At 37.1% G+C, this 16,189-nt stretch carries 12 protein-coding genes; 7 read left to right on the forward strand and 5 right to left on the reverse strand.

The window, feature by feature from the left end; all coding sequences use genetic code 11:
- Positions 1–59: 59 nt before the first annotated feature.
- On the forward strand, positions 60–2,546 hold the full coding sequence (locus tag HW347_RS04375) for a ribonucleoside-diphosphate reductase subunit alpha (protein WP_214610691.1): 2,487 nt from the start codon (positions 60–62) through the stop codon (positions 2,544–2,546).
- Positions 2,547–3,391: 845 nt separating this feature from the next.
- Here HW347_RS04375 and HW347_RS04380 read toward each other — a convergent pair.
- The 3 genes from HW347_RS04380 to HW347_RS04390 all read right to left on the reverse strand — a co-directional run bounded on the left by HW347_RS04380 (position 3,392) and on the right by HW347_RS04390 (position 6,769).
- Positions 3,392–4,309: a hydroxypyruvate isomerase family protein gene (locus tag HW347_RS04380; RefSeq protein ID WP_214610692.1), complete on the reverse strand. Its 918-nt coding sequence runs from the start codon at positions 4,307–4,309 to the stop codon at positions 3,392–3,394.
- A 100-nt stretch (positions 4,310–4,409) separates the two neighbouring features.
- Entirely contained in the window at positions 4,410–5,057 is a 648-nt protein-coding gene (locus tag HW347_RS04385) for a gluconate 2-dehydrogenase subunit 3 family protein (protein ID WP_214610693.1), read from the reverse strand.
- Positions 5,057–6,769 (reverse strand): GMC oxidoreductase, encoded by a 1,713-nt coding sequence (locus tag HW347_RS04390; RefSeq protein ID WP_214610694.1) that lies wholly within the window; start codon positions 6,767–6,769, stop codon positions 5,057–5,059. The genes HW347_RS04385 and HW347_RS04390 overlap by 1 nt, the downstream gene beginning before the upstream one ends.
- A gap of 140 nt (positions 6,770–6,909) precedes the next feature.
- On the opposite strand from HW347_RS04390, the gene HW347_RS04395 reads away from it, so the two are divergent.
- From HW347_RS04395 to HW347_RS04420, 6 genes are all read left to right on the forward strand, one after another.
- Positions 6,910–7,905, forward strand: coding sequence for a sugar phosphate isomerase/epimerase family protein (locus HW347_RS04395; protein WP_214610695.1), 996 nt, complete (start codon positions 6,910–6,912; stop codon positions 7,903–7,905).
- Positions 7,906–7,925: 20 nt separating this feature from the next.
- The gene (locus HW347_RS04400; RefSeq protein ID WP_214610696.1) at positions 7,926–8,369 is read left to right on the forward strand and encodes a damage-inducible protein DinB; all 444 of its coding nucleotides are present in this window, start codon (positions 7,926–7,928) and stop codon (positions 8,367–8,369) included.
- 11 nt (positions 8,370–8,380) lie between these two features.
- Positions 8,381–9,607, forward strand: a complete 1,227-nt coding sequence (locus HW347_RS04405) for an MFS transporter (protein WP_214610697.1) — start codon at positions 8,381–8,383, stop codon at positions 9,605–9,607.
- Between the two features lie 85 nt (positions 9,608–9,692).
- Entirely contained in the window at positions 9,693–10,832 is a 1,140-nt protein-coding gene (locus tag HW347_RS04410; RefSeq protein ID WP_214610698.1) for a Gfo/Idh/MocA family protein, read from the forward strand.
- 169 nt (positions 10,833–11,001) lie between these two features.
- Positions 11,002–11,475, forward strand: a complete 474-nt coding sequence (locus tag HW347_RS04415) for a hypothetical protein (RefSeq protein WP_214610699.1) — start codon at positions 11,002–11,004, stop codon at positions 11,473–11,475.
- A gap of 67 nt (positions 11,476–11,542) precedes the next feature.
- Positions 11,543–12,166: a hypothetical protein gene (locus HW347_RS04420; RefSeq protein WP_214610700.1), complete on the forward strand. Its 624-nt coding sequence runs from the start codon at positions 11,543–11,545 to the stop codon at positions 12,164–12,166.
- A 93-nt stretch (positions 12,167–12,259) separates the two neighbouring features.
- Here the strand turns inward: HW347_RS04420 and HW347_RS04425 are convergent, their stop codons facing one another.
- Entirely contained in the window at positions 12,260–15,472 is a 3,213-nt protein-coding gene (locus HW347_RS04425; RefSeq protein WP_214610701.1) for a glycoside hydrolase family 2 TIM barrel-domain containing protein, read from the reverse strand.
- Positions 15,473–15,648: 176 nt separating this feature from the next.
- Complete coding sequence (locus tag HW347_RS04430; RefSeq protein ID WP_214610702.1) at positions 15,649–16,113, reverse strand: ASCH domain-containing protein; 465 nt, start codon at positions 16,111–16,113, stop codon at positions 15,649–15,651.
- Positions 16,114–16,189 lie beyond the last annotated feature (76 nt).

Below are 16,189 nucleotides of genomic sequence, written 5' to 3' on the forward strand. Positions count from 1 at the left end.
AATTTTAACAATTCACCCTAAGCAAACCAAACGTTTAACCCCACTAAAAAAGTATTCACATGTTTGTAGTTAAAAGAGACGGCAGAAAAGAAGTGGTCATGTTCGATAAGATCACAGCCCGAGTAAGAAAATTGTGTTATGGTCTTAACGGCTTAGTAGATCCGTTAAAGGTTGCAATGCGTGTTATAGAGGGACTCTATGATGGGGTAACAACATCTGAACTAGATAATTTGGCGGCAGAAATTGCGGCCACAATGACTACAACACATCCAGATTATGCTAAGTTAGCTGCCCGTATCTCGGTTTCAAACCTACATAAGAATACTAAGAAGTCGTTTTCTGAGACTATGACCGACCTTTATTTGTACGTAAACCCACGTACCAATAAAAAGGCTCCTTTATTATCTGATGAGGTTTTTAAGGTGATTTCTGAAAATGCGGAAAGACTAGATTCAACTATTATCTATAATAGAGATTTTGGATATGACTATTTTGGCTTTAAAACTTTAGAACGTTCCTATTTACTAAAACTAAACGGTAAGATTGCTGAGCGTCCACAGCATATGCTTATGCGTGTTTCTGTAGGGATTCACTTAAATGATTTAGACTCGGCTATTGAGACATATGAGTTGATGTCCAAAAAATATTTTACACACGCTACACCAACACTTTTTAACTCTGGTACACCAAAACCGCAAATGTCTTCTTGCTTCTTATTAGCAATGAAAGATGATAGTATAGACGGTATTTATGACACGTTAAAGCAAACGGCAAAGATTTCGCAATCTGCCGGTGGTATTGGTTTGTCTATTCATAACATACGAGCTACAGGGTCTTATATAGCTGGTACAAACGGGACATCTAATGGTATTGTGCCAATGCTTCAGGTGTTTAATGATACTGCGCGCTACGTTGATCAAGGTGGCGGGAAACGTAAAGGTAGCTTTGCTATTTATATGGAACCATGGCATGCAGATATCTATGCGTTCTTAGATTTGAAAAAGAACCATGGAAAAGAAGAAATGCGCGCACGTGATCTTTTCTATGCCATGTGGATTTCCGATTTGTTTATGAGAAGAGTAGAGGCTAATGAAGAATGGACATTGATGTGCCCTAACGAATGCCCAGGACTGTTTACTCGCCATAGTGAAGAATTTGAAGAGCTTTACATCAAATACGAAACTGAAGGAAAAGGAAGAAAAACCGTAAAGGCCCGCGACCTTTGGGAAAAAATATTGGAATCTCAAATAGAGACCGGTACGCCTTACATGTTGTATAAAGATGCAGCTAACCGTAAGAGTAACCAGAAAAATTTAGGTACCATTCGTTCATCTAACCTGTGTACCGAGATTATGGAATACACCTCTCCTGATGAGGTGGCGGTATGTAACTTAGCATCTATTGCGTTACCCATGTTCATTAAGAACAAAAGCTTTGATCACAAAGAATTGTTTAAAGTAACAAAAAGGGTGACTAGAAATTTAAACCGCGTAATAGATAGAAACTACTATCCTGTTATAGAGGCTAAAAATTCTAACATGCGCCATAGACCAATTGGTCTTGGGGTACAAGGGCTTGCAGACGTTTTTATCTTATTGAGATTGCCATTTACGAGCGAAGGAGCTAAAAAGTTAAACCAAGAGATTTTTGAGACCCTTTATTATGCTGCTGTAACCGCTTCTATGGAAATGGCTAAAGAAGAAGGTCCGTATTCTACTTTTGAAGGGTCACCAATATCTGAAGGAGATTTTCAGTTTAACCTTTGGGGTATAAAGGATGAGGAATTATCTGGAAGATGGGATTGGGCTAAACTTCGTAAAGAAGTAGTGAAAAACGGAGTTCGAAACTCGCTTTTAGTTGCGCCAATGCCAACTGCTTCTACCTCTCAAATTTTGGGTAACAATGAGTGTTTTGAGCCATATACTTCTAACATATATACCAGAAGAGTTCTTTCTGGTGAGTTCATTGTCGTAAACAAACATCTTTTGGAAGACTTAGTAGATTTAGGTCTTTGGAATGAGAATATGAAACAAGATCTCATGAGAGCCAATGGTTCTATACAACATATAGAGACTATTCCGCAAGACATTCGTGACTTATACAAGACGGTTTGGGAGCTCAGTATGAAAGATATTATAGACATGAGCCGTCAAAGAGGCTATTTTATTGATCAGAGTCAGTCTTTAAACTTGTTCATGGAAAATGCAAATTATTCTAAACTGACTTCAATGCATTTTTACGCATGGAAAAGCGGTTTAAAAACGGGTATGTACTACCTACGTACTAAGGCAGCGGTAGATGCTATTAAATTTACTTTGGATAACAGTAAAAAGAATACAGCGCCAATTAGTGTTGCTGCAGAAGCTGAAGCAGCAGCAACCACACCACCTGTAGAAGCAGCCATAGCAATGGAAGTAACGACTACTTCTACTGCTCCACAAGCAGAAGTTGATATTCAGCCAATGTCGCCTCAAGAGATGAAAGAAATGATTGCTAGAGCCAAAGAGGGTCAAGCAGATGATGATTGCTTGATGTGTGGTTCTTAATTAGAAAGGTTTTATACAATGTAAAAACCCTGACTGAAAAGTCAGGGTTTTTTTATGTTTTCAGTTCGATGGATTTAAATTGGATGCAGCAATAATTTTCTGAGGGAAGCGCAGCTAGCTATAATTATTTGAATGCACTTGATATAGAAGGAGTGGGCCAAAGCGAAAGGCTTTGAAGCAATGTGGTATAACTAAAAATTACCCAAGAGGATAATACTATATTCTAAAGAAAAATCTTATTTCTCTAGATACGGTCTTGCTACTGCTGAAAAAATATACGCAGCAATATAAACGATTAATATGATGATGTACTTATCCATTGTGCCCCAATAAATGATTGTATATAATATACGTAGTAAAAGGGCTGATTAGATTACGTGAAAACGTAAAAAAGGATGAATTTTGAGAGAACTTTAAGAAAAATGTTCCCTATTAAAGGCTTTTATACCTTTTTTGACGAAACTGCAATAGTTTTCGCATTGCAAATACATGCAATGTGTTGTTTTTTATATGTGGTTATGGCTAATGTGAACTATTCTAATTGGCTTTTTAAACCTTTTCGCTTGAAATAGTTAAATGCTAGTTTTGAGATTAACATTAATGCCGTGTAACTGATAAGTAGGTATATATATGAGTTCATATAATAACAACGGCTCTGTTAGATGCAATCTTATTTCTGTAGTATGTAGAACGTCGAAAAAGGTCAAAAAACTCGTTATAATGCATTATTCGCATCACGACTTCGATGAAACGCATCACTTTATCCTTGAAACGCGAATCTAACCGTAAAAAATAAGCCTCTACTTCCCATGGAAAATAGAGGCTATTAAGCATTAAGTTAAATATTATAGAAATGAATCTTCTTGGATGTAAGCATCTATTACAGCTTGTTCACCAGCTTTTCCATCTTTAGAGTTACCGTGTTCCATACCAAGTACGCCGTTAAAACCTTTTTCATGTATCCATTTAAATACATTCTTATAATTGATTTCTCCAGTAGTAGGCTCTTTTCTTCCAGGATTATCTCCAATTTGGATATAGGCTATTTCATCCCAAGTAAGGTCCATGTTATGAATTAAATGTCCTTCTGTTTTTTGCATATGGTAGATGTCAAACAGTATCTTGCATGATGGGCTATCAACGCCTTTACAAATCATATAGGTCTGATCCGAATTCTGTAGATAAAGGTCTGGTGAATCAGAAAGGGGTTCTAAGACCATAGTTAAGCCATGTGGTTCCAATATTTCGGTACCTCTTTTTAAGGCTTCAATAACATTACCATCTTGTACTCCTATAGGTAGTTTTCTTTCAAAGCCACCAGGTACAACAGTCATCCATTTAGCATTCACGCGTTTTGCAGTTTCCACAGCTCTCTTGCATCCATCTAAAAAAATATCAATGTATTCTTGTTTTCCAGCGGCTAGCGTATTTTTCATGTTACCACCTTTATCTACAACAAAAACACCCATGGTCATACCTCTTTTGGCAAGGGTTTCTCCCATTTTGGTCTGCAGGGCAACATCGCGTTTCATCATGCCATTATCTTCAAAAGCAGTAAAACCTTGGTCTGCCATAAAGTTAATCTGGTCTATGGGGTCATCACCGGCCAGTTCTTTGAACATGCCCAAATGTGGAGCATAGTTAAGATTGAATTTATGTGCTTTTAAAGCGTTGGCGCTTAAATTGGAATAGGCAAAATTGCTTCCCAAAGAAATAGCCCCGCCTGTTAATGCCGTTTTTTGAATAAAATTTCTTCTTTTCATTTTTAGTATAGGGTTTGGTATATAATTGTAAAACAAAAAAGAGCCGCAAGTAAATAGTAATTTACCAACGGCTCTTATTCTATATGCTCTTATGGTTATATTAGAGCGACCAAGCTTTTCCGCCAGTCAATTCTTCAGTATCTGCACAAGCAATATATTCACCAGGAATAGGTAAATAAGCTAAAACCTTTTCACCAACATATTCAGAGGTTTTGTAACCCCAGATTGTCATTCCTCTAAGGTTGTTTGCAAAAGCAAAGCGAGCTATACCATCATCTAGTAGGGCTTCTTTACCTTTGGCTATCGCCTCATTGTATTGTTTAACAGCTAAATTATTTGTCACCTCGTCTTCTTTCGTCACCTTTAAGGCAGCGGCAAGAACAGGTTCCAATTCTTCAGGAGACAAATCTCCTGCTTTCTCTTTGCCAGCATCTTTCAACGCTTTCTCAATAAACCTGTCCATAGACATTTTAAGGAAATCTTGTTGTTCCTTTTCCATTACCTGATCAGCAAAACGATCAATGAAAATGTTTACTTGAGTTTCTGAAGCAGAAGGGGTATCGGTTTTTGGAAGAATAATATCTACCAATTTGGTCAACACCGCTCCTTGGTCTTTTGTAAAAAACTCAGGGGTCCATTCTAGTACAGTCTCATTTTTACAACTTTGAACAATACCTAGCAAAGTTGGGGTGGCAATGGTGTAACCCAATGCCATACCCATATTCTTGAGTGCTTTTCTTCTATCCATTATATGTTTCCTTTTTTAAGTTGTTTTACAGCGTGGTCTGCAGCCCTTGCTGTAAATGCCATATAAGTTAATGATGGGTTTACACAACTTGCAGAAGTCATAAATGAACCATCTGTTACGTAAACGTTAGGAACATCATGTACTTGGTTGTTGCCATTTAGTACAGATGTTTTTCTATCTCTACCCATACGAGCAGTACCCATTTCATGTATACCCAGACCTAAGCCTGTTTCGCGATCATGACCTTTAACATCTTTCACACCTGCTTTTTCAAGCATGTCTATGGCAGATTGCATCATGTCTTTACGCATGTTTAATTCGTTCTCTTTGAATCCGGCATCAAATGTAACCGTTGGCAATCCCCAATCATCTAATTTTTCATAGTCAAGGGTCATACGGTTTTCTTCGTAAGGAAGTACCTCACCAAATCCACCAATACCAATAGTCCATCCACCTGGTTTCAACACGGCATCTTTTAGTTCTTTTCCGTAAGATAGCTCGGCAACTAAATCTTCCCAATCGCCTCTACTTGCACCACCTTGGTAACCAAAGCCACGTTTGTAGTCTTTTCTTTCGGTATCACCGCCAATATTTCTAAATCTTGGGATGTAAACACCATTAGGTCTTCTACCTTTATAGTATTTATCATCAAAACCGTCAAATTTACCAGATGCACCTACACCTAAATGGTGATCCATGATGTTACGGCCCAATTGATCGGATTCATTACCCATACCATTAGGGAATTTTTCGGATTTTGATTGCATTAAAATAGAAGTAGAAGCTATAGATGAAGCACAAAGGAAAATAACCTTCGCTTTAAACTCATGAGCTTCTTTAGTAACTCTATCTATAACTTTAACACCTGTAGCTAGTTTTGTTTCTGGGTCATAAATAACCTCATGAACAATAGAGTCTGGACGCAAAGTCATATTTCCTGTAGCTTCTGCTGCAGGCAATGTAGAAGAAAGGCTACTGAAATACCCTCCAAAAGGACACCCTCTTATACATCTGTTTCTGTATTGACATTTTGTACGACCGTCAAAGTTTTTAGTACCGGTAATATGAGCAACTCTACCAACGGTTACAGCACGGCCATCAAACTCTTCACCTACTTTTGTTTTAAAGTGTTCTTCTACACAGTTTAAATCCATCTGTGGTAAAAAGTTACTATCCGGTAATTGTGGAAGGTCTAATGCCTCACCACTAACACCAATATAGTCCTCAACTTTTGCATACCAAGGCTCAATATCTTTATAACGTACCGGCCAATCTACAGCGATACCGTCTTTTTTATTTGCTCCAAAATCAATGTCGCTCCAGCGGTAGCTCTGACGCCCCCACTGTAATGAACGCCCACCTACATGGTAGCCTCGCATCCAGTCGAAACGTTGGATTTCATTATATGGATGCTTAAGGTCGTTTACGAACCACATCTTACTAGCAGCATTGGTCGTATAACCCGTTCGGTTTTGTTTTTCCTGTTTTGCGATGTCCTCTTTTGTTGGCTTTCCTGCATTAGGGAAGTCCCAAGGGTCCATGTTCGCAGTTTCATAGTCTTCGATGTGCGTCACCATACGTCCGCGTTCTAGTACCAAGGTTTTTAGTCCGGCTTCACACAGCTCTTTTGCTGCCCAACCTCCACTTATACCTGTACCTACCACAATCGCATCGTAAGACTCTTGCTCTTCGTTGTAATAAAATTTGCTCATGTACAAAATTGTTTAGTCCCTAAATTTATTAAATATTAAATTAATTTTCTACATTTATTCGCTATACATCTTGTTAAGGTGGCATATTTAAGAGTAATCTACCTCCAAATCCTTAAATTTCAATAAACTAATCACGAATAATGAAAAGAAGAAACTTTATAAGAAATAGTTCTCAGGCCGGTTTAGCACTTTCAATCTTAGGATTCGCTGCGTGTAAGGAGACAAAAAAAGGTGAAAAAATAACGGATGCTACTTCAGAAGGAGCAGAAGCTGTAATAGAACCTTTCTTTAAATTGTCTTTAGCCCAATGGTCTATTCATAGAATGATTAGAGAAGATGGTGTAGACCCTTACACATTTGCAGAGAAAGCAAAGAATTGGGGTTTTTCAGGTTTAGAATATGTAAGTCAATTATACAATCCTGAATTGGAAGATGCTGGATATTCGGAAGAAGCAATGGCCGCTTTTGTAGAGAAATCTAATGCGGAGGCTAAAAAGCATGGTATGGAAAATGTTTTGATCATGATAGATGGGCAGGGGAGTCTTGCCGCGAGTGATGAGAAAGAAAGAAATGAAACTGTAGAAAAGCATAAAAAATGGGTAGACGCTGCTGCAGCTATGGGATGTCATTCTATACGTGTTAATCTTCAGGGTACTGATGAGCCAGAAGAATGGAAAAAGAATTCTATAGATGGTCTTACAAAGCTGTGTGCCTATGCAAAAGGAAAAAATATTAATATTCTTGTAGAAAACCACGGTGGACTATCTTCTAACGGAGCTCTTCATGCCGAAGTTATGAAAGCAGTGTCTCTAGACAATTGTGGAACACTTCCTGATTTTGGAAATTTCTGTATTACCCGTAAAAAGGATAGTCGTGAGTGCGAGGTTATGTACGATAAATACAAAGGTGTAAAAGAATTGATGCCTTATGCTAAAGCAGTAAGTGCTAAAACGCACGACTTTGATGCCGATGGTAACGAAACTGAAATTGATTATGTAAAAATGCTTCAAATGGTAAAAGACCATGGATATACTGGTTTTGTTGGAGTGGAATATGAAGGCAATAAAATTGGTGAAGAAGAAGGAATTATTGCCACCAGAGAATTGTTGCTAAAAGCATCCAAAGAAATTAGCTAAACCCTATAATACCTGTTGCCGTGAAAGTATTTTTCAATCAGATGTTCGACTATAATTTCTATTGCAACAAAAAAATCATTGAAGCTAGCGCTGCACTCGATGTTATTCCGGAGAAAAGTGTTGCGCTATTTTCTGAAATCTTGAATATTCATCATATTTATAATGAGCATATTGCTAAGCGAAAACCTAAATATAAATTAGGCCAATTGCATGAGGTAAGTACTTGGGGTGATATTCACTACGAGAATCAGCGTAACTCATTTGATATTACTTCTGAAGCTGAAGATTTTGATAAAAGAGTAGATTATGAAAACAGTGAAGACAGACTGCTCATTCATACGATGCAGGATATGCTTTTTCATATTATAAACGAGTCTACTCATTATAGAGCTTTAATTGATGTCGATTTTGTAGCAAATGGATTGGAATCACTTCGAACAAATTACATTACGTACAAACATTAGCACGCTTATCAATGACCATAAAGATTAAGGCACAGCTTTCAATAATGATGTTTTTGGAATTCTTTATTTGGGGCGGTTGGTTCGTTACCTTGGGTATATATCTCCCAAATACCCTAGGTTCTACGGGAAGTGAAATCGCTTTAGCGTATTCAACACAATCATGGGGCGCTATTTTGGCGCCCTTTATTATTGGCCTTATTGCCGATAGATATTTTAACGCAGAACGTATTTTAGGTGTGCTGCACTTAATAGGTGCTGCGCTAATGTATGCCATGTACCAAGCGACAGATTTTTCAGGATTTTTCCCATTTTTGCTGGCTTATATGATTATGTATATGTCTACTTTGGCTTTGGTAAATTCGGTTTCTTTCAATCAAATGAAAGACCCGGCCAAAGAATTCTCTCTTGTGCGTGTTTTTGGTACTATCGGATGGATAACCGCAGGATTGCTTATTAGCTATTTTAATTGGGATTCTCAAGACGGTATTACGGAAGGTTTTTTACGAAACACCTTTTTAATGGCCTCAATATCATCCGCTATATTGGGTGTGTTTAGTTTCACCTTACCTAAAACCCCACCTACAGCAGACAGGTCGCAGAAAATAAAGTTGGCGGATATTCTAGGACTAGATGCATTGGCACTTTTAAAAGACCGTAATTTCTTTATTTTCTTTTTGGCTTCGGTTCTTATTTGTATTCCCTTGGCTTTCTATTACCAACATGCTGGTCAGTTTTTAGGGGAAATTGGAGTTGAAAACCCGGCAGGTAAGATGACTATTGGTCAGATTTCGGAAATTCTCTTTCTTTTACTCTTGCCGTTCTTTTTTAAGCGATTCGGTTTTAAAATGACTATTGTAGCGGCTATGTTGGCTTGGGGACTTAGGTATCTGATGTTTGCATACGGAGATACAGGTGAGCTTGTATTCATGTTACTAACGGGAATAGCCTTGCATGGTGTGTGTTATGATTTTTTCTTTGTTTCTGGTCAAATTTACACAGATAGCAAAGCAGGTGCAAAATATAAAAGTGCAGCCCAGGGCCTTATTACTTTGGCTACATATGGGGTAGGTATGCTCATAGGTTTTTGGGTAGCGGGCGCTATTACCGATGCTTATTTAATTGAAGGCGGGCAACACGATTGGAGTACAATTTGGTTGTATCCTTCCGCTTTTGCGTTTTTAGTGCTACTACTGTTCATCATTTTGTTCAAAAATGAAAAAATAGACTATAAATCATAGTTATTTTATTAAATTCAAACTCTTAAAAAATAAGGAACATAAAAGGACCCTTTTCAGGTCTTTTACTAATCAAAAGGATTACAAAATGCCAAAAAAAATCAGACTCGGAATTTTAGGAGGTGGAGGAGACTCTCTAATAGGTGTACTACATCGTGTAGCATCGCATATAAATGATAACTATCAAATTGTTGGGGCTGTTTTTAACCCGGATTTTGAGCAGAATATGGCTTTTGCCAAAGAGATAGATGTGCCAACAGATCGTATCTATAAAGATTTTGATACGTTGATTGAAGAAGAAATGAAGTTGCCGGAGGATGAGCGTATTCAGGTATGTTCTATTCTTACCCCTAACTTTCTTCACTTTCCAATGGCTTTAAAATTGTTGGAAAACGGTTTTAATGTTATTTGCGAAAAACCAATGACTACTACGTTGGAAGAAGCTAAAAAACTACAAGCCGCACATGAAAAGGCAGGTACTGTTTTTGCTTTAACTCACACATATACCGGTTATCCAATGGTGCGCCAAATGCGCCAAATGATTAAGAACGGAGAGCTAGGGAGAATTCACAAAGTAGATGCTGTGTATTACCAAGGTTGGATTAATGAAATTATTCATGATCAAGAAAAACGTTCATCTGTTTGGCGTTTAGACCCTAAAAAGGCAGGAATCAGTTCTTGTATTGGAGATATTGGGGTACATGCCTTTAATATGGTAGAATACACAACCGGACTTAAGATTAAGTCTATTTTGAGCGATTTCAATTATTTGTATGAAGACAACCAGATGGATGTTGATGGAACTGTTCTTATTAGAATGAGTGATCATGTTAAAGGTATTATTAGAAGTAGTCAAGTAGCGACAGGCGAAGAAAATGGTCTTGGAATTGCTATTTATGGCGAAAAAGGGGCTTTCAAATGGGAGCAGGAGAATCCTAATTATCTGTATGTAATGAGTGATACAAAACCAACTCAGATTTACAAGCCAGGTCATGCATATAATAGTGAGCTTTCTTTAGGTGGAACAAAACTTCCTCCAGGGCATCCTGAAGGTATTTTTGATTCTATGGCTAATATCTACCTTGGCGTAGCGAAAGCTATTAGAGGAGAGCAATATGATAGTGGTGAGTATCCAACAATGACCGATGGTGTTCGTGGTATGAACTTCATTGAAGCCACAGTAGAATCTAATAAAAACGGAAATACTTGGGTAGAATTGGAAGATTAAATTTTTCTGAAAAACCTATAACAAATAAAAATTCCCCGAAGGCTTAATGCTTTTGGGGATTTTTGTTTTTAGTGATATTAATTAAAATTACCCGAAAGACTGATTAATGTTAAAATTCCTACTTTTATGTAAGTATAACTGAGTTCAATTTTAGTTTATCAAATTTATTATGGCAAATCTAGGCTTTGAAACTTTATTAGGTAAAGATATTAGAGAAGCGCTATTTATGGGTGTAATGCAAAGTGAGGTGATGAATAATATCTATACAATCTTAAATCCAAAACTATTCTTTTTTAAGAAGGTTATTGGTCAAATTGATATTGAAACTTCTGAGGATAAGACTATAACTGGTTTAACGATTTTCATTATAGAAACAATAGATAAATCATTTTACAAAACGATTAGTGATAATTATGGCTACACCAGTAATGTTATGGTAGTGGATAAATTGTTACAAGAAGAATCTTTAGATAAAATAAATGAAAACAATTTTACGTCAAGAATAAAAGAGCGTATTACATCATTAAAAAAGGGAAGTATCTCAGATGAACATGTCAATCATGTTCTATGGGATAAAGGCAGTTATCAAATAATGTTGCACTTTGGTTCTGGTATCGTAAGATTTGCAAGTTCTATTTATTAATAGAGCAAAATCTACTTGAGCGTTTGTTAGGTAGCTGTATATGGTTAAAATCATCTGAAATATTAAAATGAAATCATTTTGTAAATTAATACTATGCAGCTTTCTGATTGGATATGTTTTGATGGGAGTTTCAGGATGTCAAGGTAATCTGAATCAAAATAAAGATGTATCAAAAATAGTATCATTGCTCATAGATAAAAAAGCTTTCCCTTCTCCACCGCCACCTCCGCCCCCAGGCTTGTCTGATTCATTATTTCAAGTAAAGTCAGATTCTATTATGAATTCAATTGATATGGATAAGTGGAAAAATCAGAAGTTAATAGTGGTAGTAGACACTTTGCTTGAACCATTATCTTCAAGAGTGAATGTTTCTTTGGAGCAATACGACGAATTGATAGAAAACTTAAATATGTTGTTGCAGACTCAAAGTATCAACATAGGTGATATTTTGGAGCCACGGGGTGTTGAAATTCGTTCGGTTTCTACTGATTTAGATGGAAGAGTGGATTATAGGAGTATTGACATGTATTTATCGATTTCCAATATCGCATTTAATAAAAATAAGACAAGTGCAGCATTAGTTTACGGAGAGAGTAGAGGCAGATTGAATGGCTATGCTTCTATCGTGATTTTGAAAAAAATCAAGGGACAATGGGTAATTGTGGTTTCAAAAATGCTAGAAATTAGTTAGTGTCTAGAACAACATTACAATCAAACAAGAATCCCCGAAGGCTTAATGCTTTTGGGGATTTTTGTTTTTAATCGATTTAACTGATGTAAACCCTTATTTCACCGGTTGTATCATAAAACTAAAAGATAAATTATCTGGTTTAATTTGATATTCGTCGTGGGGTAGAAGCCCCCAGCTGTTATCACCACCTACACCCATTTGACTGTAATCAATATTGATGTTGATGAGGTCTCTTTTTGGAATATCATAGGTATGGCGCTGTTGTTTTTGCATGCCCTCATCAAAATCTGAATTGTATTGGTTATGGGCGCTAAAACCAAACAGTTTTGATGAAGAAATTTGAATTCCTTTACCATTTGTATTTAAAAATGATAACGTACGAATATCAGTCCTGTTCCCATTCTCTTGTGGACGTATGTACTCAAAATATAGGTCCTTTACTTTTGCATTATAGGTACCCACCAATGCCGAAGTTTTTCGGTCTTGGTAATTCTCATGCGGACCTCTACCGTACCAACTCACGTTATCATAGGCTGAATCTATAATAAAGTTATTACCAAAACGAGGTAAAATAGGTAAGTTGTCCTTAATGTTAGAAAGGTCTGTGCTGACGAAGATTTCACCTTTGTTATTAACGGCATAGGTTACTGTTGCTTCTCCTTGTACAGAAGGCAAACTATAAGTAGCGGTAAGCTGTAAATCGTTTTTAATTTTAAACGGATTCTTACTAAGTTTCACAGCGTCAATAACTTTCTTGCCGTCATTGGAGTTCAGTTGAAAGCTGGTTAGATTTTGTGTCACTGTAGCCTCTTTCCATACCTGCAATAGTTTAGGCATGTTATACCCATAATCATTATCAGTTGGTGCGCGCCAAAAGTTTACGCTCGGTCCTTTTTTAATTAGGTTGCCTTGGCCATAGTCTAATTTTGTCAAGCTACCATCGGAGCTATTAAAACCGATTTCAAATCCTTCTCCTTTAATTTTTACGGTGCCATCTACATTAGTAACCGAAAGTCCACTGGTTTCCATTTCAAAAACGCTAGGGATGTAATCGGTCAGTTGAAATTGCTCATAGGCTAACAAGTAATCTTGGGGTATTAGTGCCTCAGTGTTTTTAGTGGTTGCATAAACATTCAAGAAATATTCAGCTTTTTCATCGGTCAATTCCGGTAGGGAAATCTGAAATTCTTTAGACTCATAAGGAGCTATTGCTACATCGGCAATAGTTCCAATCTTTACCTCAATGCCGTCTTTGAACAATTTCCAATTGAAATTATATTCTGAAAGATTGGTGAAATCATATTTGTTGGTAATCGTAATTTTACCTGATTTAGGGTCGTTCGATTTAAACTTTACATATTGATATACCTTTTTTACCTCGTACAAAGCAGGATGTGCGGAACGGTCAGGGTCAACCAATCCGTTTAGGCAAAAATTATTGTCGTTTTGAAGGTCTGAAGCTCCAAAGTCACCTCCAAAGGCATAAAATTCAACCCCGTCTTCATTTTTGGTCTTTAGGCCTTGATCTACCCAATCCCAAATAAAGCCACCTTGCAACACGTCGTATTTTTCAATAACATCCCAGTAATCCTGAAGGTTGCCAACGCTATTACCCATGGCATGAGCGTACTCACACTGAATAAGAGGTCTTTTAGGGTCGTTTTCGGCATATTTAATAGTCTGCTCTATAGTTGCATACATTGGTGCCTGAATGTCCGTGTTGGCATATTGCGTAGCCCCTTCATATTGCACAGGGCGAGTATCATCCTGTTTTTTGAGCCATTCGTAAGTAGCAAAGAAATTTTCTCCATTACCTGCTTCGTTACCCAAAGACCAAGTAACAATAGAAGTGTAGTTTTTATCGCGTTCAAACATGCGCATGGTACGGTCTAAATGCATGGCTTTCCATTCTGGTCTGTAGGCTGGGTGTATTTTCTTGGCTTCCTCATCATTATCAAGACCTTGGTTAGTAGTCCCCATCCCATGGATTTCAATATTGACTTCATCAACTATATAGAAACCATATTTATCTGCCATACGATAGAAAAACTCATTTTTAGGGTAGTGACTGCAGCGTATAGCATTTAAATTGTTGCGCTTCATTACCTCCATATCTTTAAGGGTTACCTCTTTGCTGATAACATGGCCTGTATTTTCATCATGGTCATGAAGGTTGGCACCTTTAATAAGAACAGGTTGACCATTGACCAAGAACTGGTTGTTTTTGATTTCAATTTTTCTAAAACCTATTTTAGAACTTACTGCCTCGGTCACTTCTCCCTTTTTATTTTTAAGCACAAAAAGTAAAGTGTAAAGGTTCGGTTTTTCGGCATTCCAAGTTTTAATGCTTTTCAGTGAATTTTCAAAAGTTACTATAGCTGAATCTCCATTAAAAATGACTTCTTTCTCTTCGGAATAGAGTTCTTTGTCATCGTCTAAGAGTTGCACGGTTACTTTATATCCTTTTGCTTTTTTGGCTGTATTTTCTAGTTCTAGGCTAACGTTCAAAAGACCATCAGTATAATTGTTTTCCAGGTCGGCAATAGCTCGGTAGTCTTTAATGGTCGTAGCCTTTGTTGCATATAGGTAGACATCACGGTCAATACCACTTAGGCGCCAGAAATCTTGATCTTCCATATAACTGGCATCGGACCAACGTAAAACCTGTACGGCAAGTGAATTTTTTCCAACTTGAATATATTTGGTAATATCAAATTCAGCGGGTGTTTTACTGCCTTCGCTATAGCCTACTTTTTGACCGTTTACATAAACGTACATTGCTCCGCTAACACCGCCAAAATGTAAATAGATAGTATTGCCATCCCAATCATCGGAAATTTCAAAATCACGCTTATAACTTCCAACGGAGTTTTTGTCATGAGGAATAAAAGGAGGGTTTTTTGGAAAGGGATATACAATGTTGGTGTAGATAGGAGTACCGTGTCCTTCAAGTTCCCAATTAGAAGGTACTGGAATTGTATTCCAGGAAGATGTGTCAAAACTAGTATTCTGAAAATTTACTGGGCGTGCCATTACATTGTCGGCATAATTAAAAAGCCAATCTCCGTTTAATGATTGATAAAAGGGAGAATTTTCCCAACTGTCATTCTCTAATGCATTTTGGGTAGTTTCATATCGATAAAAAGAAGCTGTAGGTGCTTCACGATTAATTTGAAATATTTCAGGATTCTCCCATTCAGGATTTTCCCATTTTGGAGCTTGACCTTGAGCGGACAAGACTAAAAAGAAACCGAACAAAGAAAAGATTAAGCCAAATATTGGCTTAGTAGACGTTGAGATGCGCATAGTTGAGTTTATTTACATTGATGATGTACAAGGTAAAAAAACTTTATAATAAAGCAGCTCTTAGTATCACAATATAGCATAAGTGCTATTTGTGAAAAATTCTCAATGAAGAATTAGGCAGGTTACAGATGTAATCTAGCCGTTGTGATACCAGATTGGATTGTTTTTAGAATAGATTACCGGTCAAAAACTTTTTCAAATTCTTGACAAACAATAATCATACTTTCGTTAGGCTTACGGTTAAAAGCGGCCAATTCTTTTGTGTAGTACTCCCAATGTACCTTTTTCCAATAGGCTAAGCTTTTATCGCCTTCACCTTCTAATTGGGCATAAGCTGCATCAATGCTGAAATAAGGCTTAAGTTTTACAGCCGTGGTTCTAACAATGCACTGTGCTTCACCTTCCCAATTGGTTACAATCATGAAGTCGCCAATTTTAGGTAATGGTTGTTTAAGGTACTGTAGGCCTAACAAACTAGGAGATGTTGCTCGTTTGATACCTTTTTTGACTAATGCCGCACATTCGTTGGCATCCAATTCATTATTACAAAAATGAACTACTTTGGGTGTATCTACGAAAGCATGTTCTAAGTGCTTATCTAGATAGTCTCCCCATAAATTTCGAGCTGAAGCGTTTTCCATATAGTTATTGCGGTTAGCGAATTTTTCACGGCTAGCGTGAGAAATATAGTTCAACAAGATACAAACGACCGAGCAA

It is taken from the genome of Zobellia barbeyronii (assembly GCF_018603515.1).
Lineage (GTDB): Bacteria > Bacteroidota > Bacteroidia > Flavobacteriales > Flavobacteriaceae > Zobellia > Zobellia barbeyronii.